Below are 23,918 nucleotides of genomic sequence, written 5' to 3'. Positions count from 1 at the left end.
GCACAGCGCTGATCTAGACGCCGCCGCCTTCAGGCGGCGTTTTTTTTCTCCCTGGCTGCCTTTTGGCGCCTGTAATCTGGCGTCAACTCCTTGATTTCATTGGGGTGGCAGGTTGCCAGTAAATTTTTTCGAAAAACCGCTAAAGAAACCCGCCCTGACGAAGATAACTATTACGAAGGTTCTCTGTGCCACACCCGGCGATTTGCCAAGGCCGGAAGCCGTAGTACCCAATCCAACGAGGAATTCGTCATGGCTTTGACCGTTAACACCAACACCACCTCTCTGGGCGTTCAGAAAAACCTGAACCGTGCTTCCGATGCACTGAGCACCTCGATGACCCGTCTGTCCTCCGGCCTGAAAATCAACAGCGCCAAAGACGACGCCGCCGGCCTGCAGATCGCTACCCGCATGACCTCGCAGATCCGTGGTCAGACCATGGCGATCAAAAACGCCAACGACGGTATCTCCATCGCCCAGACCGCTGAAGGCGCGATGCAAGAGCAGACCAACATCCTGCAGCGTATGCGTGAACTGGCAGTCCAGTCGCGAAACGACTCGAACAGCACCAAGGACCGTGAAGCTCTGAACAAAGAGTTCGCACAAATGTCCGACGAGCTGAGCCGTATCGCCAAGTCGACCCAGCTGAACGGCAAGAACCTGCTGGACGGTACCGCTGGCGTCCTGACCTTCCAGGTCGGTTCCAACTCCGGTGCCAACAACCAGATCAGCATCAGCCTGGACAGCGGTTTCGACGCCCAGACCCTGAGCGTTGACTCGGCCTCCATCGCCATCACCGGTTCGACCAGCGCCGAAGCCGAAGCCAGCATGAACGCTGCTCTGGACGCCATCGACGCCGCTCTGCAAACCATCAACACCACCCGTGCTGACCTGGGTGCTTCGCAGAACCGTCTGACCAGCACCGTCAACAACCTGCAGAACATCAACGAAAACGCCGAAGCCGCTCGTGGCCGTGTACAGGACACCGACTTCGCTGCTGAAACTGCCCAGCTGACCAAGCAGCAGACCCTGCAGCAAGCTTCCACTTCGGTTCTGGCCCAGGCCAACCAGCTGCCGTCCGCCGTACTGAAGCTGCTTCAGTAATCGCTGATGGTGACCGGCGGGGGAGTGCGCATTCAGGCGCTTCCCCCGCTTTTTCATTGCGAGGTGGCAAAACATGGACATGAGCGTCAAGCTTAACCTGTCCTACCCGACCGCTCGTCCGGCCGACCCGGCCGCAGACAAACCGGTCACCCGCTCGGCCGAAGCGCCGCGTGGCAACAGCGATACGCTGGAACCCAAGGCAGTCAACGCTGCGGAAAGTGCACATGATGCCGAAAAGGTGAAGCAGGCCGTTTCGGAAATCGAGAAGTTTCTCAGTTCGACCCGTCGTAACCTGGAATTCTCCACGGACGAAGAATCCGGCAAGATCGTGGTCAAGGTCATCGCCAGCGAGACTGGAGAGCTGATTCGCCAGCTGCCCTCGGAAGAGGCATTGCGGATTGCTCACAGCCTGAGCGATGTAAACAGTCTTTTGTTCGACGCCAAGGCCTGATTGGCGACGAATGCTTCAGGGGCGTTCCATGTCGGCCTTCGCAGGAGCGGAGCTGACGATTGAAGAGAGGGATAACGGTCATGGCGAGTAGCATTGTCTCCAGTATCGGTCTGGGTACCGGGCTGAACATCACCGAAATGGTCCAGGCGCTGGTAAGTGCCGACACTGCGGCAAAAAAGGCGCAGATCACCCGGCAAACCAGCAACAACGCCGCAATGATTTCTGGTGTGGGCTCGCTACGCAGTGCCCTGACGGCGTTCCAGGACGCCATGAAGAAGCTCAACGATCCGAACGCGCCATCGTTCAACGCCTACTCCGCCAAGTCGGCCAACGAGGCGGTGATCAAGGTCACCTCCAGCAACAAGGCGGTGGCCGGCAGCTACTCCATCGTGGTCGACAAGATGGCCACCAGCTCCAAGGTTGCCAGCCAGCAATTCGCCGGCGGTTCGACCTCGGCCATCAGTGCTGGCCAGCTGACCGTGAGCCAGGGTGGCAACAACTGGAACATCGACATCGCCAGTGGCGCCACCCTGGAAAGCGTGCGCGACCAGATCAACAAGGAACTCAACGTCCAGGGCGTCTCGGCCAACATCGTCAATGCCGAGGGTGGCGCGCGGCTGGTGCTTACCTCCACCACCACCGGGGCGGGCTCGGACATTTCGCTCAGCGGTATTCCCGAGCTGCAGATCGATGGCACCGTCAAGATGTCCGGCACGGGTGCCGGCTACATCACCGATCCGGCTCATGATGCCGAGCTGACCATTGACGGCTTGAAGGTCACCAGTGCGAAGAACACCATCGACAGCGCCATCAGCGGCATGACGCTGGAGTTGACCGGTGTTTCCGCTGCCGGCACCAGCACCAGCATCACGGTGGCGGCTGACAATGAGGGGCTGCAGAAGTCCGTCCAGTCGTTCGTCGATGCCTACAACACCCTGCAAAAGGCAATCACCTCGCTGACTTCCACCTCGCGAGATGCCGACGACAACCTGGTGCTGGGGCCACTGACCAACGACCCGACCACCCGTTCGCTGGTCAACGATATCCGCAAGGTGCTTTCCGAAGTGGGCGCAGGCAGCCAGCTGACCACCCTGAGCCAGCTGGGCATCAACACCACCAAGGACGGTACCCTGGAGTTCAACTCCACCAAGTTCAACGCGGCCATGAACGACAAGAAGCTGGGTGCGGAGGTGCAGGAGCTGTTCACCGGTACCAATGGCATCTTCGAGCGCATGAACAAGGCCATTGACCCTTACAACTCCACCGATGGCAGCCTGGCCACGCGCAAGGCCAGCCTGGACAAGGTAGCCAAGAACCTGGCCGATCAGCAGCTGGCGCTGGAGCGCCGCACCGAGTCGCTGACCGAATCGCTGACCAAGAAGTTCGTCGCGATGGATACCGCGGTGGCCAAGCTCAATGCCCAGGCCAACCAGATCAAGTCGGTGTTCGATGCGCTCAACGCGCAGGCCAAGAACTCCTGATCGCAACGGTAGCGCGGTAACGTAAAAAGCCCGACGGCCTCAGCAGGCGTGTCGGGCTTTTCTATTGCGCGCCTAAAGTTTTTTGACGGCCCGGCGATACACAGGTACAAGCAACCTTTTTTGCAGCAACGAGGTAGATCCATGAACCCGATGTTGGCCCTTCGGCAGTACCAGAAAGTCAATGGTGTGGCGCAAACGTCCGAAGCCAGCCCGCACCGTCTGGTGCAGATGCTCATGCAGGGCGGCCTGGACCGCATGGCGCAGGCCAAGGGGGCGATTGCGCGCAACGACGTCGCGCAACGGGGTATCCTCATCGGCAAGGCCATCGACATCATCGGCGGGCTGCGCGAAGGCCTGGACCTGGAAAACCACGCCGACAGCCTGGCCGACCTGGACAGCCTGTATACCTACATGAGCCGTCGCTTGATCGAGGCCAACGCCAAGGGTGACCCCGCTATCATCGATGAAGTGGCACGCCTGCTGATCACTGTGAAGGAAGGTTGGGATGCAATCGGCGATCAGTCGGCGGCTTCCTGACAAAGGAGTGACATGAGCGAAGTAATCGCCCGAATCGAGCAAACCCGGGAGCTGCTGCTGGCGGCGCTGGCCAACCGTGACTGGGAAGCGGTGGGAGAGTTGGACCTGGAGTGCCGCTTGCGCATCAGCGACATGCTGACCGAGGCAAAGGGCAACGAGGCCGATGTCAGTGCCAGCCTTGAGCAATTATTGAGCGTCTATCGCCAATTAATTGAAGTTGCAAGTGGCGAACGTCAATCCCTGGTCGAAGAAATGACGAAAATCCGTCAGGCGAAAAACGCCGCGAAGGTATACCATTTGTTCTCGTGACCACAGATGTTGCCAAAAGCCATGCGCCATTAATTTGACTGGCTGGTTTTTTTTGACTTTACTAGTGGCTGTTTTCGAATTTCAGACGTCCGAACACTGACCATTCAGTCGGAATGATGTCGAACACGCCCCTGCTGGGCGCCGATATGACTAGGGAAGTTGCTATTGCATGTGGCGTGAAACCAAGATTCTGCTGATCGATGACGACAGCGCCCGCCGCCGCGATCTCGCGGTGGTGCTTAACTTCCTGGGCGAAGAAAACCTCGCTTGCTCCAGCCAGGACTGGCAGCAAGTGGTCGAGCCTTTGTCTTCGAGTCGTGAAGTGCTGTGCGTGCTCATCGGTGCTGTGAATGCTCCGGGCAATCTCCTTGGGCTCGTTAAGACAGTGGCAGGGTGGGATGAGTTCCTTCCGGTTCTGCTTTTAGGTGAAATTTCTTCTGTGGAGTTTCCGGAAGACCTTCGCCGCCGGGTACTTTCCAACCTGGAAATGCCGCCCAGCTACAGCCAGCTGCTGGATTCGCTGCACCGTGCCCAGGTCTATCGCGAGATGTACGACCAGGCGCGCGAGCGTGGCCGCCAGCGCGAACCCAACCTGTTCCGCAGCCTGGTAGGCACCAGCCGCGCCATCCAGCACGTACGGCAAATGATGCAGCAAGTGGCCGATACCGACGCCAGCGTGCTGATCCTCGGCGAGTCCGGTACCGGCAAGGAAGTGGTGGCACGCAACCTCCACTACCACTCCAAGCGCCGTGAAGCGCCGTTCGTGCCGGTCAATTGCGGGGCGATCCCGGCCGAGCTGCTGGAAAGCGAACTGTTCGGCCACGAGAAAGGCGCCTTCACCGGGGCCATCACCAGTCGTGCCGGGCGTTTCGAGCTGGCCAACGGCGGTACCCTGTTCCTCGACGAAATCGGCGACATGCCGTTGCCGATGCAGGTCAAGCTGTTGCGCGTGCTGCAGGAGCGCACCTTCGAACGGGTGGGTAGCAACAAGACCCAGAGCATCGATGTGCGCATCATCGCCGCGACCCACAAGAACCTCGAGACGATGATCGAGGACGGCACGTTCCGTGAAGACCTCTACTATCGCCTGAACGTGTTCCCGATCGAGATGGCACCACTGCGCGAGCGGGTGGAAGACATCCCGCTGCTGATGAACGAGCTGATTTCGCGCATGGAGCACGAGAAGCGCGGCTCCATCCGCTTCAACTCCGCCGCGATCATGTCGCTGTGCCGGCATGGCTGGCCGGGCAACGTGCGCGAACTGGCCAACCTGGTCGAGCGCATGGCGATCATGCATCCATATGGAGTGATCGGCGTATCCGAGCTGCCAAAGAAATTCCGCTACGTCGATGACGAAGACGAGCAGATGGTCGACAGCCTGCGCAGCGACCTGGAAGAGCGGGTGGCCATCAACGGCCATACGCCGAACTTCAGCAACCACGCGATGCTGCCGCCCGAGGGCCTGGACCTCAAGGACTACCTCGGTAGCCTGGAGCAGGGCCTGATCCAGCAGGCACTGGACGATGCCAACGGTATCGTCGCCCGCGCGGCGGAGCGTTTGCGCATTCGCCGTACCACCCTGGTCGAGAAGATGCGCAAGTACGGCATGAGCCGCCAGGGGGGCGAGGAGCAGGCGGAGGATTGATGGCTGGGGCGGGTGTTCGCCCTGGTCTTTTCGGTGCCTGTTGGATCGAGTGCCGCCCGCGCGGTGCATCGCGAGCTGCGCTCGATCTCCGCCCCGCCACAATACCCACGCCCTGCACTAAACCCCCCATCTCCGGCACGGCTATTGCTACACCGCTGGCAACATACCGTTTTTATGACGGTCAGCCACGCGAGAGAGCACGATGCCCCAGGCCGCCCACGTATCCCGAGCCCCCTTTGCGCAGGGGCAATCCCTGGTCGAGCAGGACAGCCGCCAGGGCGTCGAACAGGCCTTTGCCCTGTTCAATCAGGTGTCCAGCCAGCTGAGCCAGTCCTACAGCCTGCTCGAGGCGCGGGTCAGCGAACTCAAGGGTGAGCTGGCGGTGGTCAGTGCCCAGCGCATTGCCGAGCTGAGCGAAAAGGAGCGCCTGGCCAACCGCCTGCAGAACCTGCTCGACCTGCTGCCAGGCGGGGTGATCGTGATCGATGGCCAGGGCCTGGTGCGTGAAGCCAACCCGGCCGCCTGTGAACTGCTCGGTGAGCCGCTGATCGGCCAGCTGTGGCGCCAGGTGATCGCCCGCAGCTTTGCCCCGCGCAAGGACGACGGCCACGAAGTCTCGCTGCGCGATGGCCGGCGCCTGTCGATAGCCACCCGCTCGCTGGATGCCGAACCCGGTCAGCTGGTGCTGCTCAACGACCTGACTGAAACCCGTCGCCTGCAAGACCAGCTGGCCCGCCATGAGCGCCTGTCGTCGCTCGGGCGCATGGTCGCCTCGCTGGCCCACCAGATCCGCACGCCGCTGTCGGCGGCGATGCTCTACGCCAGCCACTTGGCCGACCCCGAACAAGACCTGAACGCGCAAACCCGTCAGCGTTTTGCCGGCACCCTGAAAGAACGCCTGCATGAACTGGAGCACCAGGTACGCGACATGCTGGTGTTCGCCCGGGGCGAATTGCCGCTGGGTGAGCGGATAACGCCGAAGGCATTGTTCCAGGCGCTGCAGCAGGCAGCCCAGGTGCATGTACAGGGGCACGCCGTGCGTTGGCAGTGCGACAGCCACCTGGGCGAGTTGCTGTGCAACCGCGATACCCTGGTCGGTGCCTTGCTCAACCTGATCGAGAATGCCCTGCAGGCCAGCGACGGCCCGGCGCGGCTGAAGGTGCACCTGTTCCGCCGCCAGCGCACCCTGCACCTGTGCGTGAGCGATGCCGGCAGCGGCATCGACGCAGATTTGCTCGGGCGCCTGGGCGAGCCGTTTCTGACCACCCGGGCCACTGGCACCGGCCTGGGTCTGGCCGTGGTCAAGGCCGTGGTGCGCGCGCACCAGGGCGCCCTCAGCCTGCGTTCGAAAGTTGGCCGTGGTACCTGCGTGCGGGTGGAGCTGCCGTTGATTGACGGGCAGTTGGCGGAGGGCGCATGACGGTGATCAAGGTGCTGTTGGTGGAAGATGACCGGGTTTTGCGCCAGGCGCTGGGCGATACCCTGACCATCGGCGGCTTCGCCTACCAGGCGGTGGGCAGTGCCGAAGAAGCGCTGGAGGCGGTGCAGGTCGAGGCCTTCAGCCTGGTGGTCAGCGATGTGAACATGCCTGGCATGGACGGGCACCAGCTGCTGGCCGAACTGCGCCGCCAGCAGCCGCAACTGCCGGTATTGTTGATGACCGCGCATGCTGCAGTGGAGCGTGCCGTCGAGGCCATGCGCCAGGGCGCCGTCGATTATCTGGTCAAGCCATTCGAGCCCAAGGCCCTGCTCAGCCTGGTCGAGCGCCATGCTGCCGGGCGACTGGGGGCGGCCGACGAAGAGGGCCCGGTAGCTTGCGAGCCGGCCAGCCGGCAGTTGCTGGAACTGGCCGCGCGCGTGGCACGCAGCGACTCGACCGTACTGATTTCGGGTGAGTCCGGCACCGGCAAGGAAGTGCTGGCCCGCTACATTCACCAGCAATCGCCACGGGCTGCGCAACCATTCGTGGCGATCAACTGCGCGGCCATTCCCGACAACATGCTTGAGGCTACCTTGTTCGGCCACGAGAAGGGCGCCTTCACCGGCGCCATCGCCGCCCAGGCCGGCAAGTTCGAGCAGGCCGAAGGCGGCACCTTGCTGCTCGACGAAATTTCGGAAATGCCGCTGGCCTTGCAGGCCAAGCTGCTGCGGGTGCTGCAGGAGCGTGAAGTCGAGCGGGTAGGCGGGCGCAAGCCGATCAGCCTGGACATCCGCGTGCTGGCGACCACCAACCGCGACCTGGCCGGCGAAGTGGCGGCAGGGCGCTTCCGCGAAGACCTGTTCTACCGCCTGTCGGTGTTCCCCCTGGCCTGGCGCCCGTTGCGCGAACGCCCGGGCGACATCCTGCAGTTGGCCGAGCGGCTGCTGGCCCGCCACGTGGCGAAGATGAAGCACGCCCCGGTGCGCCTGTCGCCAGCGGCCCGTGCATGCCTGCAGGCATATGCCTGGCCGGGCAACGTGCGTGAACTGGACAACGCCTTGCAGCGGGCGCTGATCCTGCAGCAGGGTGGCGTGATCGAGGTGGCGGATTTTTGTCTGGCGGGCGCCATTCCATTGTCGGCCGGCAGCGAGGCGCCGGCCGAGGCGGCGGTCGAAGCCGGCGGCTTGGGTGATGACATGCGTCGCCACGAGTACCAGATGATCATCGACACCCTGCGCGCCGAGCGTGGCCGGCGCAAAGAAGCGGCCGAGCGCCTGGGGATTAGCCCCCGCACCTTGCGCTACAAGCTGGCGCAAATGCGTGACGCCGGGTTTGACGTCGAGGCCAGCCTGTTCGGCTGAAGACTAGAAGCGCCGCTTCGTGCCCCATCACCGGCAAGCCGGCTCCCACAAGTACAGCGCAGCCCTGAAGGCGTGAGCGGTCGCTGCGGGCGCTGGCTTGCCTGGTCGTCAGGAAAAAGCCATCGGCACAGACGCTGAACTGGCTGACATTCCAAGGCTGGCACCTTTGTTGCTTTACGTAGGCTATCTGCCGCATCCCGTCAAAAAAATGCGGCCGCAGGAGAGAGAAGGGTCATGAGCCAAGGTGTTGAATTCAATCGTCTGATGTTGGACATGCGGGCCATGCAGGCCGATGCCATGTCGCTGCCCAAGGTGGCTGCCGCCCCTGAGCTGGCGCCGGGGCAGAGTACCTTTGCCGACATGCTCGGCCAGGCCATCGGCAAGGTGCATGAGACGCAGCAGGCTTCGACCCAGCTGGCCAACGCCTTCGAGATCGGCAAGAGCGGCGTCGACCTGACTGACGTCATGATCGCTTCGCAAAAGGCCAGTGTATCGATGCAGGCCCTGACCCAGGTACGCAACAAGCTGGTCCAGGCGTACCAGGACATCATGCAGATGCCGGTTTGAGGACGGACATAATCCATGGCTGAAGCAGTCGTCGACAACGCCCCCGTGAAAAGCGGCCCGCCCGCGGCCAAGCCGCCGCTGTTCGGCATGGCGTTTCTGGAAAACATCGCGCAGATGCCCATGCTGCGTCAGGTCGGCCTGCTGGTCGGCCTGGCTGCCAGCGTGGCGATCGGCTTTGCCGTGGTGCTGTGGTCGCAGCAACCGGATTACCGCCCGCTGTATGGCAGCCTGGCGGGCATGGACACCAAGCAGGTCATGGATACCCTGGCCGCTGCCGACATCCCCTACAACGTCGAGCCCAATTCCGGCGCTCTGCTGGTCAAGGCCGACGACCTCTCCCGTGCGCGCCTGAAACTGGCTGCCGCCGGCGTGGCGCCGAGCGATGGCAATGTCGGCTTCGAGCTGCTCGACAAGGAGCAGGGCCTGGGCACCAGCCAGTTCATGGAAGCCACCCGTTACCGCCGCAGCCTGGAAGGCGAACTGGCGCGTACCGTGTCCAGCCTGAACAACGTCAAGGCTGCGCGCGTGCACCTGGCTATCCCGAAAAGCTCGGTATTCGTGCGTGACGAACGCAAGCCCAGCGCCTCGGTACTGGTCGAGCTGTACCCGGGCCGTGCCCTGGAAGCCGGGCAGGTGATGGCCATCGTCAACCTGGTCGCGACCAGCGTGCCGGAACTGGACAAGTCCCAGGTCACCGTGGTCGACCAGAAGGGCAACCTGCTGTCCGAACAGATCCAGGACACCGCGCTGACCCAGGCCGGCAAGCAGTTCGACTACAGCCGCCGGGTGGAAAGCATGCTCACCCAGCGCGTGCACAACATCCTGCAGCCGGTGCTGGGCAATGACCGCTACAAGGCCGAAGTGTCTGCCGACCTCGACTTCAGTGCGGTCGAGTCCACCTCCGAGCAGTTCAACCCCGACCAGCCGGCGCTGCGCAGCGAGCAGTCGGTCGACGAACAACGTGCCAGCAGCCAGGGCCCGCAGGGCGTGCCCGGCGCGCTGAGCAACCAGCCGCCAGGCCCGGCCTCGGCACCGCAGACCACCGGTGGCAGCGCCGCACCGGCGGCGGCCATCCAGCCCGGCCAGCCGCTGGTGGACGCCAACGGCCAGCAGATCATGGACCCGGCCACCGGCCAGCCGATGCTGGCGCCGTATCCATCGGACAAGCGTCAGCAGAGCACCAAGAACTTCGAGCTGGACCGTTCCATCAGCCACACCCGTCAGCAGCAGGGGCGCATGACCCGTCTGTCGGTGGCGGTGGTGGTGGATGACCAGGTCAAGGTCGACCCGGCCACTGGCGACACCAGCCGTACGCCGTGGGGCGCCGAGGACCTGGCGCGGTTTACCCGCCTGGTACAGGATGCGGTCGGTTTCGATGCCAGTCGTGGCGACAGCGTGACGGTGATCAACGTGCCGTTCGCCGCCGACCGTGGCGAGGAAATCAGCGACATCGCCTTCTATCAGCAACCGTGGTTCTGGGACATCGTCAAGCAGGTGCTGGGCGTGGTGTTCATCCTGGTGCTGGTGTTCGGTGTACTGCGGCCGGTGCTGAACAACATCACCGGGGGCGGCAAGCAGGCTGCCCAGGATAGCGACATGGAGCTGGGCGGCATGGTGGGGTTGGATGGCGAACTGGCCAACGACCGCGTCACTCTGGGTGGCCCGACAAGCATTCTGCTGCCTAGCCCGACCGAGGGCTACGAGGCGCAGCTCAACGCAATCAAAGGCCTGGTGGCCGAAGACCCGGGCCGTGTGGCCCAGGTCGTGAAAGAGTGGATCAACGCCGATGAGTGATAACCGAGCCGTTACCGCCAAGCTGAGCCGCGTCGACAAAGCGGCGATCCTCCTGCTCTCGCTGGGCGAGACCGATGCGGCCCAGGTGCTGCGCCACATGGGGCCCAAGGAAGTGCAGCGGGTCGGTGTGGCCATGGCGCAGATGGGCAATGTGCACCGTGACCAGGTCGAGCAGGTGATGAGCGAGTTCGTCGAGATCGTCGGCGACCAGACCAGCCTGGGTGTCGGTTCCGACGCCTACATCCGCAAGATGCTCAACCAGGCCCTGGGCGAAGACAAGGCCAACGGCCTGGTCGACCGCATCCTGCTCGGTGGCAACACCAGCGGCCTGGACAGCCTCAAGTGGATGGAACCGCGAGCCGTGGCCGACGTGATCCGCTACGAACACCCGCAGATCCAGGCCATCGTGGTGGCCTACCTCGACCCCGACCAGGCAGGTGAAGTGCTGAGCAACTTCGACCACAAGGTGCGCCTGGACATCGTCCTGCGCGTGTCGTCGCTCAATACCGTGCAACCGGCGGCGCTGAAGGAGCTGAACCAGATCCTCGAGAAGCAGTTCTCGGGCAACTCCAATGCAGCGCGCACCACCCTGGGCGGTATCAAGCGTGCGGCCGACATCATGAACTTCCTCGACAGCTCGGTCGAAGGCGCACTGATGGACGCGATCCGCGAAATCGACAGCGACCTGTCGGAGCAGATCGAGGACCTGATGTTCGTCTTCAACAACCTGGCCGACGTCGACGACCGTGGCATCCAGGCGCTGCTGCGCGAGGTATCGTCCGACGTGCTGGTGGTGTCGCTCAAGGGCGCCGACGAGCGGGTCAAGGACAAGATTTTCAAGAACATGTCCAAGCGTGCCTCCGAGCTGCTGCGTGACGACCTGGAGGCCAAGGGGCCGGTGCGGGTCAGCGACGTGGAAACGGCGCAGAAGGAAATCCTCACCATCGCCCGCCGCATGGCCGAAGCCGGCGAGATCGTGCTCGGTGGCAAGGGCGCCGAGGAAATGATCTAAGGTATTCGCGATCTGAGACCGACGCCGCCCCTTGTGGGAGCGGGTTTACCCGCGAAGGCGTCAGACCTGGCGATAGAGGTTGTCGCTGCCGACGCTTTCGCGGGTAAACCCGCTCCCACAGGGACCGTGTCGGCTGAACATGGTTTGAGAACATGACAGCATGCCCACCAAAGAACATCACCCCAGCGACCTGATCCGCGCCCGCGACCTCGAGGGCGTGGACGTGTGGGCGCTGCCCAGCTTCGACCCACAACCGGAGCCCGAGCCCGAACCGGAGCCGGAACCCGAGGTCATCGAGGACGAAGTCGAGGAAGTGCCGCTGGAAGAAGTCCAGCCGTTGACCCTGGAAGAACTCGAGGCGATCCGCCAGGAGGCCTACAACGAGGGCTTCGCCACTGGCGAGCGCGAGGGCTTCCACAGCACCCAGCTGAAGGTTCGCCAGGAAGCCGAAGAGGCGCTGAAAGCCAAGCTGGAAAGCCTCGATCGGTTGATGGCCAACCTGATGGAGCCTATCGCCGAACAGGATACGCAGATCGAAAAGTCGGTGGTCCACCTGGTGGCGCACATGGCCCGCCAGGTGATCGGTCGCGAGCTGCGCGGCGACTCCAGTCACATCACCCAGGTGCTGCGCGAGGCGCTCAAGCTGCTGCCGATGGGCGCCGACAACATCCGTATTCACCTCAATCCGCAGGACTTCGAGCTGGTCAAGGCGCTGCGCGAACGGCATGAGGAAACCTGGCGGCTGCTCGAAGACAGCGCACTGCTCCCGGGCGGCTGTCGCATCGAGACCGCTCACAGCCGCATCGACGCCAGCATGGAAACCCGCATCGAAAAGGCCGTGGCGCAACTGTTCGACCGCTTGCATGACCATTCCCTGCATCCGGCGGCGGCGGATATCGCCGTCGACCTGGCCAGCTCCGATGAAGCTTGAGCGCACCAGCTTCGGCAAGCGCCTGGGCGGTTATGCCGAAGCTATCGAGCTGCCAGCCCAGCCCGTCGTCGAAGGCCGCCTGCTGCGCATGGTCGGCCTCACGCTGGAAGCCGAAGGCCTGCGCGCAGCGGTGGGCACCCGCTGCCTGGTGATCAACGACGACAGCTACCACCCGGTACAGGTCGAGGCCGAAGTCATGGGCTTTGCCGGGCCCAAGGTGTTCCTCATGCCGGTTGGCAGCATCGTCGGCATCGCCCCGGGCGCCCGGGTGGTGCCGCTGGGCGACAGCGGCCGCCTGCCGATGGGCATGAGCATGCTCGGCCGGGTGCTCGACGGCGCCGGCCGCCCGCTGGATGGCAAGGGCGGGATGAAGGCCGAGGACTGGGTGCCGATGGACGGGCCGGTGATCAACCCGCTCAACCGCGATCCCATCAGCAAGCCGCTTGATGTAGGTATTCGCAGTATCAACGGGCTGCTCACGGTTGGCCGTGGCCAGCGGCTGGGGCTGTTCGCCGGTACCGGCGTGGGTAAATCGGTGCTGCTGGGCATGATGACCCGCTTCACCGAAGCCGAGATCATCGTGGTCGGCCTGATCGGTGAGCGTGGCCGCGAGGTGAAGGAATTCATCGAGCACATCCTCGGTGAAGAAGGCCTCAAGCGTTCGGTGGTGGTGGCTTCGCCCGCCGACGATGCGCCATTGATGCGCTTGCGCGCCGCGATGTACTGCACACGCATTGCCGAGTACTTCCGCGACAAGGGCAAGAACGTGCTGTTGCTGATGGACTCGCTGACCCGTTTTGCCCAGGCCCAGCGGGAAATCGCCTTGGCCATCGGCGAGCCGCCGGCCACCCGTGGTTACCCGCCGTCGGTGTTCGCCAAGCTGCCCAAGCTGGTGGAACGCGCGGGCAACGGCGAGCCGGGCGGTGGCTCGATCACTGCGTTCTACACCGTGCTGTCCGAAGGCGACGACCAGCAGGACCCGATTGCCGACTCGGCGCGCGGCGTGCTCGACGGCCACTTCGTGCTGTCGCGGCGGCTGGCCGAAGAAGGCCATTACCCGGCGATCGACATCGAAGCCTCGATCAGCCGGGTCATGCCCCAGGTGGTCGATGCCGACCATCTGCGCCAGGCGCAGAAGCTCAAGCAATTGTGGTCGCGCCTCTCGCAGAGCCGCGACCTGATCAGCGTGGGTGCCTACGTCGCCGGTGGCGACCCGGAAACCGACCTGGCCATCGCCCTGCAATCGCAGATGGTGGAATTCCTGCGCCAGGGCCTGCAGGAGAACGTGAGCATGGCGCAAAGCCGCGAACAGCTGGGGGCGATCTTCACGCCCCCGGCGGGCTGATAGGCCATGGCACAGCCCGGACGCGCCGCGCGCCTGGCGCCGGTGGTGGCCATGGCCGAGGAGGCCGAGCGCAAGGCGGCCCAGCGCCTTGGCCATTTCCAGCAGCTGGTGGCGACCGCCCAGGCCAAGCTGGCCGAGCTCGAGCGCTTCCGCGAGGATTACCAGCTGCAGTGGATCAACCGTGGCGGGCAGGGGGTCAATGGCAACTGGCTGGTCAATTACCAGCGTTTCCTCGGCCAGCTGGAAACGGCCATGACCCAGCAGCGGCAGAGCCTGGCCTGGCACCAGAACAACCTCAACAACGCCCGTGGAACCTGGCAGCAGGCCTATGCCCGGGTGGAGGGCTTGCGCAAGCTGGTGCAGCGCTACCAGGAGGAGGCCCGGCGCGCCGAAGACAAGCGCGAACAGCGCCTGCTCGACGAACTGTCCCAGCGCCTGCCACGGCAGCACCCGCATTGACGATCCGCTGGCAGCGGGTTTACCCGCGAAGCGGCCGGCACAGGTAGCCAGTATCCGCAAGCCGCATCGCTTGCAGCTCCCACCGTTGCCTGCTAAACCTTAAAGGAGCTGCATCCGCCATCATCGAAGGAATCGCTAGCATGGCAGTCGAGACTGATTTTTCGCAGGACGGGAAGAAACTGACGATCAAGATCAAGGGTCGCTTCGATTTCGGCAAGCATCAGGAATTTCGTGACGCCTACGAGCGTCAGCCCAATCGGCCCGATTCGGTGGTGGTCGACCTGAAGGAAACCACCTACCTCGACAGTTCCGCACTCGGCATGCTGCTGTTGCTGCGCGACCACGCCGGTGGTGATGATTCGGATGTGCGTGTGGTGCATGCCAGCTCCGATGTGCGCAAGATCCTCGCCATCTCCAATTTCGAAAAACTCTTCGATATCAGTTGAGCGCCGACATGCCGGCCGAACAGGCGTTGACCGTGCTGGTCGCCGAAGACGGTGCCGCCGACCGCCTGCTGTTGGCGCAGATCGTCCGACGCCAGGGGCATCAGGTGGTCACCGCGGAAAACGGCGAGCAGGCCGTGGCGCTGTTCATCGAGCGGCGCCCGCAACTGGTGCTGCTGGATGCGCTGATGCCGGTGATGGATGGCTTCGAGGCGGCGCGGCAGATCAAGGCCCTGGCCGGCGAAGCGCTGGTGCCGATCATTTTCCTGACGTCGCTGAACGAAGAAGAGGGCCTGGTACGTTGCCTGGAGGCCGGTGGCGATGACTTCATGGCCAAACCCTACAGTGCGGTGATTCTCGGTGCCAAGATCCGCGCCATGGACCGCTTGCGCCGGTTGCAGGCCACCGTGCTGGAGCAGCGCGACCAGATTGCCGGGCATCACCACCATCTGCTCAACGAGCAGCGGGTAGCCAAGGCGGTATTCGACAAGGTGGCCCACTCCGGCTGCCTGGCCGCGCCCAACATCCGCTACCTGCAGTCGCCCTATGCGCTGTTCAATGGCGACCTGATGCTGGCCGCTTTCACGCCGTCCGGTGAGATGCGCGTGCTGCTCGGTGATTTCACCGGGCATGGCCTGCCGGCGGCGGTAGGCGCCATGCCGCTGGCCGAAGTGTTCTATGGCATGACCGCCAAGGGCTATGGCATCGCGCAGATCCTGCGCGAGATGAACGCCAAGCTCAAACGCATCCTGCCGGTGGACATGTTCTGTTGTGCGCTGCTGCTCGACCTCAACATGCAGCGCGGTTCGGTGGAAGTGTGGAACGGCGGCATGCCCGATGGCTATCGCCTGTCGGTGCAGGGCCAGGTGCTGTCGGCGTTGCGTTCGCGACACCTGCCGCTGGGTATTCTGCCCGCCGAGCGTTTCGACGACACCACCGAGGTGCTGCCGCTGGCGCCGGGCGAGCGCGTGCTGCTGTTGTCGGACGGCGTGATCGATACTGCCGACGACCAGGAGCGCCTGTTCGGCGTGCAGCGCCTGCACCAGGTGCTGGCCGACAACCGTGACCCGGCGCGCCTGTTCGACGAAGTGATGCAGGCCCTGGAACGCTTTGGCGGGCGCCCGCGCGATGACATCAGCCTGTGCGACATTCGCATGTTCAGCGCCGAGGAACGGGTACCGGCGCCGACCCTCTACTCTGACAGCGGCCGCTCCAGCCCGCTGGACTGGTCGTTGCAGTTCGAGGTGCGCGGCGAGAGCCTCAAGCGCTTCGACCCGGTGCCCTATCTGGTGCAGTTATTGCAGGAAATCCATGGCCTGCGGGCGCGCACCGGCAACCTGCACAGCGTGCTCAGCGAGCTGTATTCCAACGCCCTGGAGCACGGCGTGCTGGGCCTGGACTCGCGGCTCAAGCGCGACGTCCAGGGTTTTGCCGCCTACTACGAGGAACGCGCGCGGCGCCTGATGCAACTGACCGACGGCTACGTGCGTATCCAGTTCAAGGTTGAACCGCAGGGTGACGGCGGGCGTCTGATGATCGAGGTTCGCGACAGCGGTGCCGGGTTCGATGTGCAGCGGACGCTGGCGCAGCCTGCGCTGGAGCGACGCCTGAGTGGGCGTGGGTTGAACCTGGTCCAGCGGCTGGCCAGCAGTGCGCGCTGGAGCGAAGGCGGGCGGTGCGCGCAGGTAGAGTTCGTCTGGTGAGCCATGGGCTGGCTCGGGCATAATCTGGCTTGATCAAGGGAGTGAACAAGTGACTGACATGCATATTGACCAAAAGGTACTCAGCGACCTGCGTGAAGTCATGGAGGAAGGCTATCTGCAACTGGTGCAAACCTTCCTCGACGATTCCGAGCGGCGCCTGAGCCAGTTGCGCGCGGCCAGAAGTGCCGAGGAGCTCAGTACGGTCGCGCACAGCTTCAAGGGCAGCAGCAGCAACATGGGCGCCGTTGCCTTGGCCGGCCTGTGCCAGCAGCTGGAGGAGCGCGCGCGGCGGCCCCCGCTGTATGGCATTGAAGACCTGATTTCCCGTATCGATCGGGAGTTCCTTGAAGTACAGCATTTCTACCGGGGCGAGCAGCAACGTATTTTGACCGGTTGACAGGGCAACTTGGCGCGAGTCTTGCTTTGCTCTGCCTGGATGTCTTTTTTGTTCCTGGCGCGGAGACCGCTCGATGCCTGTCGCACCCAACCCATTGTTGCAAGCCAACGTCATTGCCAACACCTCGCGTTCGCCCGCCGCACAGGCCGACAAAGCGCTGCAGGCACCGGCGGACAAGGGCGCCGGCTTTGGCCAGGTAATAGCCAGGCAGGGCCGGGACAAGGCTGCCGGGCAGGATGACAAGGTCGCCCAGGCCAAGCCCAAGGACAAAGCCGAAGCGGCACCTGGCGGCAAGGCCGAGCCCGCCGACACGCCCGCTGTTGCCGATGACGGCAAATCCTTGCCAGCCGACGGCCAGGCCCCGCTGCAGGCTGACACCGACATGCGCGATGCCAGCCTGGTGGCCGGCCAGGTCACCGACGCCCAGCCCGGCGCGCAACTGATCCAGGCCCAGGCCGAGACCGTGGCACCGGTGCTGCAGGCCGCCACGGCGCAGCCCACGGTCGCACCGCCTGCAGCGCCGGCCGCCGAGGAAACCTTCGACCCCGACGCCGACCCGCTGGCCAACCTGCCGACCTTGCGCCTGGCCCTGGAACACAGTGCCCAGGCCAAGGGGACAACCTCGGTACATGCCCAGGACCCGGCCTCGGCCCAAGCTGACGATGCGCCTGTGGCCGTCAATACCTTGGCGAACCTGGTGCAGGATGCCGTGGGCGATTCGGCGCGCGCAGCGGATTCAGGCGAGCCTGGCGACAAGGCCTTCGGTGCCTTGCTCGAAGATGGCCTGAAGGACACCAAGAGCGCCAGCAGTGATACCCGCGTGGATGATTTCGCCAACCGCCTGGCCAACCTGACCCAGGCCGCCACGGCCAAGACCGCCAACGCCGTGCCGGTCAATGCCAGCCCGTTGCACCAGCCGCTGCCAATGAACCAGAACGCCTGGGCCGAAGGCCTGGTCAACCGGGTCATGTACCTGTCCAGCCAGAACCTCAAGTCGGCGGACATCCAGTTGGAGCCGGCAGAGCTTGGTCGGTTGGACATTCGCGTCAATGTTGCGACGGACCAGTCGACCCAGATCACCTTCATCAGTGGCCATGCCGGCGTGCGCGATGCCCTTGATAGCCAGGTGCATCGCCTGCGCGAACTGTTCACTCAGCAAGGCCTGGCCCAGCCGGATGTCAACGTGGCCGACCAGTCGCGTGGGCAGCAACAGCAGCAACAGCAGGCGCAGGCCCAGGGCAGCCAGTTGTCCGGGGTGGCGGCGCGGCAGGCGGGGCAGGGCGGTACCGAGAGCGCCGACAGCGGCAGGCCGGTGGAGCAGCAAGTGGTTATCGGTGACAGTGCGGTCGACTACTACGCCTGATGTCGGGGTGTATGCCTTGGGTTTTGCGGCGCTTTCGAGGGCCAGCGCCGCCCGCGCGGCGCATCGCGGGCGGCGCTCGATTTCGCAGGCGCAACATCCCTCAATGCCAAATCTGGCATAACACTTGCTCAAGCCAAGCCATCCTCCCTTGAACCCCCGATGGACGACGGATTATTGGCATGGCGAAAAGCGAAGCAGTCAAAGACCCCGCCACTAAAGGCAAACTCAAGCTGATCCTGCTGGCGGTCGTCGGCCTGTTGCTGGCGATCGGCCTTTCGGTGGGCGCTACCTGGTTCATCATGCACAAGAGCGAGCCTGCCCCGGCCGCCGAGGCAACCGCTGGTAACGTCAAGCCTGCGGCGATCTACGAGCCGCTGGCGCCGGCCTTCGTGGTCAACTTCAACCAGAACGGTCGCCAGCGCTACATGCAGGTGAGCATTACCATGCAGGCGCGCAACCAGGCCGACCTGGATGCCCTCAAGGTGCACATGCCGGTGATCCGCAACAACCTGGTGATGATGTTCTCTGGGCAGGGCTTCGATACCCTGGCCGGCAGCCCGGTCGGGCAGGAGATGCTGCGCCAGAAGGCCACCGCAGTGGTCCAGGAAGTGGCGCAGAAGGAAGTCGGCAAGCCGGTCGTCGACCAGCTGCTGTTCACCAATTTCGTATTGCAGTAGGAGTCCGCAATGGCCGTACAGGACCTGCTGTCCCAGGATGAAATCGATGCCTTGTTGCATGGCGTCGACGACGGGCTGGTGCAGACCGAGAGTGCCACCGAGCCTGGCAGCATCAAAAGCTACGACCTGACCAGCCAGGACCGTATCGTGCGGGGCCGCATGCCGACCCTGGAAATGATCAACGAGCGCTTTGCCCGTTACACCCGGATCAGCATGTTCAACCTGCTGCGTCGCTCCGCCGACGTGGCAGTGGGCGGCGTGCAGGTGATGAAGTTCGGTGAGTACGTGCATTCGCTGTACGTGCCGACCAGCCTCAACCTGGTCAAGATCAAGCCACTGCGCGGCACCGCGCTGTTCATCCTCGACGCCAAGCTGGTGTTCAAGCTGGTGGACAACTTCTTCGGCGGCGACGGCCGTCACGCCAAGATCGAAGGCCGCGAGTTCACCCCTACCGAGCTGCGCGTGGTGCGCATGGTGCTGGACCAGTGCTTCGTCGATCTGCGGGAAGCCTGGCAGGCGATCATGCCGGTCACCTTCGAGTACATGAACTCGGAGGTCAACCCGGCCATGGCCAACATCGTCGGCCCCAGCGAGGCGGTGGTGGTATCGACCTTCCACATCGAGCTGGACGGCGGTGGCGGCGACCTGCACGTGACCATGCCGTACTCGATGATCGAGCCGGTGCGGGAAATGCTCGATGCCGGCTTCCAGTCCGACCTGGACGACCAGGACGAACGCTGGATCAAGGCCTTGCGCGAGGACGTGCTGGATGTGGCCGTGCCGGTGAGTGCCACGGTCGCCCGGCGCCAGCTGAAGCTGCGCGACATCCTGCACATGCAGCCTGGCGATGTGATTCCGGTGGAGCTGCCTGAACACCTGGTGCTGCGCGCCAACGGCGTGCCTTCGTTCAAGGCGCGCCTGGGTTCGCACAAGGGCAACCTGGCGCTGCAGATCATCGACCCGATCGAACGCCGCTGATGGCGCGCCGGTCGCTCATAACGTATTGAATGCCTGTCGAGGAAATCATGGCTAACGAAAACGAGATCACCTCCCCAGAGGACCAGGCGCTGGCCGATGAATGGGCTGCAGCACTGGAAGAAACCGGTGCAGCCGGCCAGGCCGACATCGATGCACTGCTGGGTGGCGACACCGCCAGCAGCGCCGGCGGCCCGGGGCGCTTGCCGATGGAAGAGTTCGCCAGCTCGCCGAAGCCGAGCGAGAACGTCAGCCTCGAAGGCCCGAACCTGGACGTGATCCTGGACATTCCGGTGAACATTTCCATGGAAGTGGGCAGCACCGAGATCAACATCCGCAACCTGCTGCAGCTCAACCAGGGTTCGGTCATCGAACTGGACCGCCTGGCCGGTGAGCCGCTCGATGTGCTGGTCAATGGCACGCTGATCGCCCATGGCGAAGTGGTGGTGGTCAACGAGAAGTTCGGCATTCGCCTGACCGACGTGATCAGCCCCAGCGAACGTATCAAGAAGCTGCGCTGAGTGAAGGGCACGATGCGCGCCTGCCTGGCGTTCGCCGCGCTGCTTGCCAGCCAGGCCTGCCTGGCCGCGGCCACCCCGACGGCAACCCCTGCGGCTGCCCCAGGCAGCCTCGGCGGGCAGCTGGCGCAGATGGTTTTCGGCCTGCTGCTGGTGGTCGGCCTGATTTTCTTCCTGGCCTGGCTGCTGCGGCGCATGCAAGGGGCTGCGGTGAAGGGCGGGCAGGTGATCGAGATTGTCGGCAGCCGGGCGATCGGCCCGCGTGACCGCCTGTTGCTGGTGCAGGTGGGCAAGGCGCAGATCCTGATCGGCCATACCCCTGGCAGCATCGAGGCGTTGCATGTGCTGGCCGAGCCCGTGGAAGTACCGGAAAGCGCCCGCCAGGCGACGCCGGAGTTCGCCCAGCGGTTGATGGAGCTGATGGGCAAGGACCCTAAGGACAAGAAGTGATGAGCGGCGCGCTGCGTTTGTTGTTGATTCTGGCGCTGCTGCTGGCGGCGCCGCTGGCCCTGGCCGCCGACCCGCTGTCGATCCCGGCCATCACCCTGTCCAATACCGCGGACGGGCAGCAGGAGTATTCGGTCAGCCTGCAGATCCTGCTGATCATGACGGCGCTCAGCTTCATCCCGGCGTTCGTCATCCTGATGACCAGCTTCACCCGCATCATCATCGTGTTCTCGATCCTGCGCCAGGCCCTGGGCCTGCAGCAGACGCCGTCGAACCAGTTGCTCACCGGCATGGCGCTGTTCCTCACCATGTTCATCATGGCGCCGGTGTTCGACCGGGTGAACCAGGATGCGCTGCAGCCGTACCTGAAGGAGCAGATGACCGCCCAGCAGGCCATCGACAAGGCCCAGGGGCCGCTCAAGGACTTCATGCTGGCGCAAACCCGGCAAAGCGACCTCGACCTGTTCATGCGCCTGTCCAAGCGCACCGACATCGCCGGCCCGGACCAGGTCCCGCTGACGATCCTGGTGCCGGCGTTCGTCACCTCCGAGCTGAAGACCGCGTTCCAGATCGGCTTCATGATCTTCATCCCGTTCCTGATCATCGACATGGTGGTGGCCAGCGTGCTGATGGCCATGGGCATGATGATGCTGTCGCCGCTGATCATTTCGTTGCCGTTCAAGATCATGCTGTTCGTGCTGGTGGATGGCTGGGCGCTGATCATGGGCACCCTGGCCAGCAGTTTCGGCGGCGTCTGACGCCGTCAAGGAGAGCCGCCGATGACCCCTGAAGTCGCTGTCGACCTGTTCCGCGATGCCTTGTGGCTGACCACCTTGATGGTGGCCGTGCTGGTAGTGCCGAGCCTGCTGGTGGGCCTGGTGGTGGCCATGTTCCAGGCCGCCACGCAAATCAACGAACAGACCTTGAGCTTTCTGCCACGCCTGCTGGTGATGCTGGTCACGCTGATCGTTGCCGGGCCTTGGTTGGTACAGAAGTTCATGGAATACATCACCGCGCTGTACACCAATATCCCGCAGCTGATCGGTTGACCTGGCAATGCTCGAGCTGACCGACACGCAGATCGGCACCTGGGTCGCTACCTTCATCCTGCCGTTGTTCAGGGTGACGGCGGTGCTGATGACCATGCCGATTTTCGGTACCCGCATGCTCCCGGCGCGGGTGCGCCTGTACGTGGCGCTGGCGATTACCGTGGTGATCGTGCCGGCGCTGCCGCCGCTGCCCGAGTTCGACCCGCTGAGCCTGCGCGGCCTGCTGCTGTGCGCCGAGCAGATCATCGTCGGCGCGCTGTTCGGCCTGGCCCTGCAACTGCTGTTTCAGGCGTTCGTGGTTGCCGGGCAGATCGTCGCGGTGCAGATGGGCATGGCGTTTGCCTCGATGGTCGACCCGGGCAACGGCGTCAACGTCACCGTGGTCAGCCAGTTCATGACCATGCTGGTGAGCATCCTGTTCCTGTTGATGAATGGCCACCTGGTGGTGTTCGAGGTGCTGACGGAAAGTTTCACCACCTTGCCGGTGGGCAATGCGCTGGTGGTCAACCATTTCTGGGAGCTTGCCGGGCGCCTGGGGTGGGTATTCGCTGCCGGGCTGCTGCTGATCCTGCCGGTGATCGCGGCGTTGCTGGTGGTCAACATCGCCTTTGGCGTGATGACCCGTGCCGCGCCGCAGCTGAACATCTTCTCCATCGGCTTCCCGCTGACCCTGGTCCTGGGCATGTTCATCTTCTGGGTCGGCCTGGCCGATATATTGTCCCACTACCAGGCATTGGCCAGCGAAGCGCTGCAATGGCTGCGTGAACTGGCGAGGGCGCGCTGAGCATGGCAGAGAGCGAGAGCGGCCAGGACAAGACCGAAGAACCCACCGACAAGCGCAAGCGCGATGCGCGCGAGAAAGGCGAGATCGCGCGTTCCAAGGAGCTGAACACGGTGGCGGTGACCCTCGCCGGTGCCGGTGGCCTGCTGGCGTTTGGTGGCTACCTGGCCGAGACGCTGCTGGCGATGATGCGCATGAACTTCAGCCTGACCCGCGAAATCATTGTCGACGAGCGGGCCATGGGGGCTTTCCTGCTGGCTTCGGGCAAGATGGCGATATGGGCGGTGCAGCCGGTCATGATCCTGCTGTTCGTGGTTTCCTTCGTGGCCCCGATTGCCCTCAGTGGCTTCTTGTTCTCGGGCAGCCTGCTGCAGCCCAAGTTCAGCCGCATGAACCCGCTGTCGGGGATCAAGCGCATGTTCTCCATGCATGCCCTGACCGAGCTGCTCAAGGCGCTGGCCAAGTTCTTCGTGATTCTGGTGGTAGCGGTGGTGGTGTTGGCCAATGACCGCCAGGCCCTGCTGTCGATTGCCAACGAGCCGCTGGAGCAGGCGATCATCCATAGCCTGCAGGTGGTGGGTTGGAGTGCGTTGTGGATGTCGGCCGGGTTGCTGCTGATCGCTGCCGCGGACGTGCCGTTCCAGCTCTGGCAGACGCACAAGAAGCTGAAGATGACCAAGCAGGAAATCAAGGACGAGTACAAGGACAGCGAGGGCAAGCCCGAGGTCAAGCAGCGTATTCGCCAGCTGCAGCGCGAAGTGTCGCAGCGGCGGATGATGGCGGCGGTGCCGCAGGCCGACGTGATCATCACCAACCCTACGCACTATGCGGTGGCCTTGCAGTATGACCCGGAGAAGGGCGGCGCGGCGCCCTTGTTGCTGGCCAAGGGGACCGATTTCATTGCCTTGAAGATTCGCGAGATTGGCGCGGAGCACAAGATCCAGATTCTTGAGTCGCCGGCCTTGGCGCGGGCGATTTATTACTCCACCGAGCTGGAGCAGGAAATTCCTGCCGGCTTGTACCTGGCGGTGGCGCAGGTGCTGGCCTATGTGTTCCAGATCCGCCAGTACCGCGCCGGCAAGGGCAAGCGGCCGGAGCCTTTGAAGGAAGACCTGCCGATTCCGCCAGACCTGCGGCGTGACAGCTGACAGG

26 protein-coding genes are annotated in these 23,918 nt (G+C 63.8%); all 26 read left to right on the top strand.

Features of this window, described 5'->3' with window-relative positions; translation table 11 throughout:
- The first annotated feature begins 249 nt into the window (after positions 1 to 249).
- The 26 genes from ACJA3S_RS17885 to flhB all read left to right on the top strand — a co-directional run bounded on the left by ACJA3S_RS17885 (position 250) and on the right by flhB (position 23,914).
- Positions 250 to 1,101 (top strand): flagellin domain-containing protein, encoded by an 852-nt coding sequence (locus tag ACJA3S_RS17885; protein WP_170031127.1) that lies wholly within the window; start codon positions 250 to 252, stop codon positions 1,099 to 1,101.
- Between the two features lie 73 nt (positions 1,102 to 1,174).
- Entirely contained in the window at positions 1,175 to 1,552 is a 378-nt protein-coding gene (locus tag ACJA3S_RS17880; protein WP_406819467.1) for a flagellar protein FlaG, read from the top strand.
- Positions 1,553 to 1,632: 80 nt separating this feature from the next.
- On the top strand, positions 1,633 to 3,033 hold the full coding sequence (gene fliD, locus ACJA3S_RS17875; RefSeq protein WP_406819466.1) for a flagellar filament capping protein FliD: 1,401 nt from the start codon (positions 1,633 to 1,635) through the stop codon (positions 3,031 to 3,033).
- Between the two features lie 141 nt (positions 3,034 to 3,174).
- A complete protein-coding gene (fliS, locus tag ACJA3S_RS17870; RefSeq protein ID WP_170031121.1) occupies positions 3,175 to 3,570 on the top strand; it encodes a flagellar export chaperone FliS in 396 nt (131 codons plus the stop codon).
- A 12-nt stretch (positions 3,571 to 3,582) separates the two neighbouring features.
- The gene (locus ACJA3S_RS17865; protein WP_170031119.1) at positions 3,583 to 3,879 is read left to right on the top strand and encodes a flagellar protein FliT; all 297 of its coding nucleotides are present in this window, start codon (positions 3,583 to 3,585) and stop codon (positions 3,877 to 3,879) included.
- 169 nt (positions 3,880 to 4,048) lie between these two features.
- Positions 4,049 to 5,524 (top strand): transcriptional regulator FleQ, encoded by a 1,476-nt coding sequence (gene fleQ, locus ACJA3S_RS17860; RefSeq protein WP_406819465.1) that lies wholly within the window; start codon positions 4,049 to 4,051, stop codon positions 5,522 to 5,524.
- Positions 5,525 to 5,726: 202 nt separating this feature from the next.
- Complete coding sequence (locus ACJA3S_RS17855; RefSeq protein WP_406819464.1) at positions 5,727 to 6,944, top strand: sensor histidine kinase; 1,218 nt, start codon at positions 5,727 to 5,729, stop codon at positions 6,942 to 6,944.
- A complete protein-coding gene (locus ACJA3S_RS17850; protein ID WP_406819463.1) occupies positions 6,941 to 8,305 on the top strand; it encodes a sigma-54-dependent transcriptional regulator in 1,365 nt (454 codons plus the stop codon). The genes ACJA3S_RS17855 and ACJA3S_RS17850 overlap by 4 nt, the downstream gene beginning before the upstream one ends.
- 234 nt (positions 8,306 to 8,539) lie before the next feature.
- The gene (fliE, locus tag ACJA3S_RS17845) at positions 8,540 to 8,872 is read left to right on the top strand and encodes a flagellar hook-basal body complex protein FliE (protein ID WP_013973606.1); all 333 of its coding nucleotides are present in this window, start codon (positions 8,540 to 8,542) and stop codon (positions 8,870 to 8,872) included.
- A 15-nt stretch (positions 8,873 to 8,887) separates the two neighbouring features.
- On the top strand, positions 8,888 to 10,666 hold the full coding sequence (gene fliF, locus ACJA3S_RS17840) for a flagellar basal-body MS-ring/collar protein FliF (protein WP_186688753.1): 1,779 nt from the start codon (positions 8,888 to 8,890) through the stop codon (positions 10,664 to 10,666).
- Positions 10,659 to 11,678, top strand: coding sequence for a flagellar motor switch protein FliG (gene fliG / locus ACJA3S_RS17835; protein ID WP_013973604.1), 1,020 nt, complete (start codon positions 10,659 to 10,661; stop codon positions 11,676 to 11,678). Before fliF ends, fliG begins: the two co-directional genes overlap by 8 nt.
- 160 nt (positions 11,679 to 11,838) lie before the next feature.
- Positions 11,839 to 12,609, top strand: coding sequence for a flagellar assembly protein FliH (gene fliH, locus ACJA3S_RS17830; RefSeq protein ID WP_170031109.1), 771 nt, complete (start codon positions 11,839 to 11,841; stop codon positions 12,607 to 12,609).
- Positions 12,599 to 13,954, top strand: a complete 1,356-nt coding sequence (gene fliI, locus ACJA3S_RS17825; RefSeq protein WP_170031107.1) for a flagellar protein export ATPase FliI — start codon at positions 12,599 to 12,601, stop codon at positions 13,952 to 13,954. Before fliH ends, fliI begins: the two co-directional genes overlap by 11 nt.
- Positions 13,955 to 13,960: 6 nt before the next feature.
- Entirely contained in the window at positions 13,961 to 14,413 is a 453-nt protein-coding gene (gene fliJ / locus ACJA3S_RS17820) for a flagellar export protein FliJ (protein ID WP_170031105.1), read from the top strand.
- A 140-nt stretch (positions 14,414 to 14,553) separates the two neighbouring features.
- Positions 14,554 to 14,859 (top strand): STAS domain-containing protein, encoded by a 306-nt coding sequence (locus ACJA3S_RS17815; RefSeq protein ID WP_406819462.1) that lies wholly within the window; start codon positions 14,554 to 14,556, stop codon positions 14,857 to 14,859.
- Between the two features lie 8 nt (positions 14,860 to 14,867).
- Positions 14,868 to 16,559: a SpoIIE family protein phosphatase gene (locus tag ACJA3S_RS17810; RefSeq protein ID WP_406819461.1), complete on the top strand. Its 1,692-nt coding sequence runs from the start codon at positions 14,868 to 14,870 to the stop codon at positions 16,557 to 16,559.
- A 49-nt stretch (positions 16,560 to 16,608) separates the two neighbouring features.
- A complete protein-coding gene (locus ACJA3S_RS17805) occupies positions 16,609 to 16,956 on the top strand; it encodes an Hpt domain-containing protein (protein WP_406819460.1) in 348 nt (115 codons plus the stop codon).
- Positions 16,957 to 17,029: 73 nt separating this feature from the next.
- Complete coding sequence (locus tag ACJA3S_RS17800; protein ID WP_406819459.1) at positions 17,030 to 18,319, top strand: flagellar hook-length control protein FliK; 1,290 nt, start codon at positions 17,030 to 17,032, stop codon at positions 18,317 to 18,319.
- A gap of 179 nt (positions 18,320 to 18,498) precedes the next feature.
- Positions 18,499 to 18,996, top strand: a complete 498-nt coding sequence (gene fliL / locus ACJA3S_RS17795; protein ID WP_186679730.1) for a flagellar basal body-associated protein FliL — start codon at positions 18,499 to 18,501, stop codon at positions 18,994 to 18,996.
- Positions 18,997 to 19,005: 9 nt separating this feature from the next.
- Positions 19,006 to 19,974, top strand: a complete 969-nt coding sequence (gene fliM, locus ACJA3S_RS17790) for a flagellar motor switch protein FliM (protein ID WP_225778674.1) — start codon at positions 19,006 to 19,008, stop codon at positions 19,972 to 19,974.
- 47 nt (positions 19,975 to 20,021) lie between these two features.
- Positions 20,022 to 20,492: a flagellar motor switch protein FliN gene (gene fliN / locus ACJA3S_RS17785; RefSeq protein ID WP_225778673.1), complete on the top strand. Its 471-nt coding sequence runs from the start codon at positions 20,022 to 20,024 to the stop codon at positions 20,490 to 20,492.
- 12 nt (positions 20,493 to 20,504) lie between these two features.
- Positions 20,505 to 20,939 (top strand): flagellar biosynthetic protein FliO, encoded by a 435-nt coding sequence (fliO, locus tag ACJA3S_RS17780; RefSeq protein ID WP_170034243.1) that lies wholly within the window; start codon positions 20,505 to 20,507, stop codon positions 20,937 to 20,939.
- Positions 20,939 to 21,694, top strand: coding sequence for a flagellar type III secretion system pore protein FliP (gene fliP / locus ACJA3S_RS17775; protein ID WP_170031094.1), 756 nt, complete (start codon positions 20,939 to 20,941; stop codon positions 21,692 to 21,694). Before fliO ends, fliP begins: the two co-directional genes overlap by 1 nt.
- Positions 21,695 to 21,715: 21 nt before the next feature.
- Positions 21,716 to 21,985 carry a flagellar biosynthesis protein FliQ gene (fliQ, locus tag ACJA3S_RS17770; protein WP_170031093.1) on the top strand — a complete coding sequence of 90 codons (270 nt, stop codon included), beginning with the start codon at positions 21,716 to 21,718 and terminating at the stop codon, positions 21,983 to 21,985.
- A 7-nt stretch (positions 21,986 to 21,992) separates the two neighbouring features.
- A complete protein-coding gene (gene fliR, locus ACJA3S_RS17765) occupies positions 21,993 to 22,769 on the top strand; it encodes a flagellar biosynthetic protein FliR (protein ID WP_170031092.1) in 777 nt (258 codons plus the stop codon).
- 2 nt (positions 22,770 to 22,771) lie between these two features.
- Entirely contained in the window at positions 22,772 to 23,914 is a 1,143-nt protein-coding gene (gene flhB / locus ACJA3S_RS17760; RefSeq protein ID WP_406819458.1) for a flagellar biosynthesis protein FlhB, read from the top strand.
- The last annotated feature ends 4 nt before the right edge of the window (positions 23,915 to 23,918 follow it).

It is taken from the genome of Pseudomonas sp. KnCO4 (genome assembly GCF_045344305.1).
In the GTDB taxonomy this organism is placed as follows: Bacteria; Pseudomonadota; Gammaproteobacteria; order Pseudomonadales; family Pseudomonadaceae; genus Aquipseudomonas; species Aquipseudomonas anuradhapurensis.
The sequence above is the reverse complement of the archived record's forward strand: the minus strand, read 5'-3'. Positions and strand labels throughout refer to the sequence as shown.

Excerpts from the sequence above, each read along its gene's own strand:
- ACJA3S_RS17885 (WP_170031127.1), top strand. The coding sequence starts at position 250 with ATGGCTTTGACCGTTAACACCAACACCACCTCTCTGGGCGTTCAGAAA.
- ACJA3S_RS17880 (WP_406819467.1), top strand. The coding sequence starts at position 1,175 with ATGGACATGAGCGTCAAGCTTAACCTGTCCTACCCGACCGCTCGTCCG.
- fliD (WP_406819466.1), top strand. The coding sequence starts at position 1,633 with ATGGCGAGTAGCATTGTCTCCAGTATCGGTCTGGGTACCGGGCTGAAC.
- fliS (WP_170031121.1), top strand. The coding sequence starts at position 3,175 with ATGAACCCGATGTTGGCCCTTCGGCAGTACCAGAAAGTCAATGGTGTG.
- ACJA3S_RS17865 (WP_170031119.1), top strand. The coding sequence starts at position 3,583 with ATGAGCGAAGTAATCGCCCGAATCGAGCAAACCCGGGAGCTGCTGCTG.
- fleQ (WP_406819465.1), top strand. The coding sequence starts at position 4,049 with ATGTGGCGTGAAACCAAGATTCTGCTGATCGATGACGACAGCGCCCGC.
- ACJA3S_RS17855 (WP_406819464.1), top strand. The coding sequence starts at position 5,727 with ATGCCCCAGGCCGCCCACGTATCCCGAGCCCCCTTTGCGCAGGGGCAA.
- ACJA3S_RS17850 (WP_406819463.1), top strand. The coding sequence starts at position 6,941 with ATGACGGTGATCAAGGTGCTGTTGGTGGAAGATGACCGGGTTTTGCGC.
- fliE (WP_013973606.1), top strand. The coding sequence starts at position 8,540 with ATGAGCCAAGGTGTTGAATTCAATCGTCTGATGTTGGACATGCGGGCC.
- fliF (WP_186688753.1), top strand. The coding sequence starts at position 8,888 with ATGGCTGAAGCAGTCGTCGACAACGCCCCCGTGAAAAGCGGCCCGCCC.
- fliG (WP_013973604.1), top strand. The coding sequence starts at position 10,659 with ATGAGTGATAACCGAGCCGTTACCGCCAAGCTGAGCCGCGTCGACAAA.
- fliH (WP_170031109.1), top strand. The coding sequence starts at position 11,839 with ATGCCCACCAAAGAACATCACCCCAGCGACCTGATCCGCGCCCGCGAC.
- fliI (WP_170031107.1), top strand. The coding sequence starts at position 12,599 with ATGAAGCTTGAGCGCACCAGCTTCGGCAAGCGCCTGGGCGGTTATGCC.
- fliJ (WP_170031105.1), top strand. The coding sequence starts at position 13,961 with ATGGCACAGCCCGGACGCGCCGCGCGCCTGGCGCCGGTGGTGGCCATG.
- ACJA3S_RS17815 (WP_406819462.1), top strand. The coding sequence starts at position 14,554 with ATGGCAGTCGAGACTGATTTTTCGCAGGACGGGAAGAAACTGACGATC.
- ACJA3S_RS17810 (WP_406819461.1), top strand. The coding sequence starts at position 14,868 with ATGCCGGCCGAACAGGCGTTGACCGTGCTGGTCGCCGAAGACGGTGCC.
- ACJA3S_RS17800 (WP_406819459.1), top strand. The coding sequence starts at position 17,030 with ATGCCTGTCGCACCCAACCCATTGTTGCAAGCCAACGTCATTGCCAAC.
- fliL (WP_186679730.1), top strand. The coding sequence starts at position 18,499 with ATGGCGAAAAGCGAAGCAGTCAAAGACCCCGCCACTAAAGGCAAACTC.
- fliM (WP_225778674.1), top strand. The coding sequence starts at position 19,006 with ATGGCCGTACAGGACCTGCTGTCCCAGGATGAAATCGATGCCTTGTTG.
- fliN (WP_225778673.1), top strand. The coding sequence starts at position 20,022 with ATGGCTAACGAAAACGAGATCACCTCCCCAGAGGACCAGGCGCTGGCC.
- fliO (WP_170034243.1), top strand. The coding sequence starts at position 20,505 with ATGCGCGCCTGCCTGGCGTTCGCCGCGCTGCTTGCCAGCCAGGCCTGC.
- fliP (WP_170031094.1), top strand. The coding sequence starts at position 20,939 with ATGAGCGGCGCGCTGCGTTTGTTGTTGATTCTGGCGCTGCTGCTGGCG.
- fliQ (WP_170031093.1), top strand. The coding sequence starts at position 21,716 with ATGACCCCTGAAGTCGCTGTCGACCTGTTCCGCGATGCCTTGTGGCTG.
- fliR (WP_170031092.1), top strand. The coding sequence starts at position 21,993 with ATGCTCGAGCTGACCGACACGCAGATCGGCACCTGGGTCGCTACCTTC.
- flhB (WP_406819458.1), top strand. The coding sequence starts at position 22,772 with ATGGCAGAGAGCGAGAGCGGCCAGGACAAGACCGAAGAACCCACCGAC.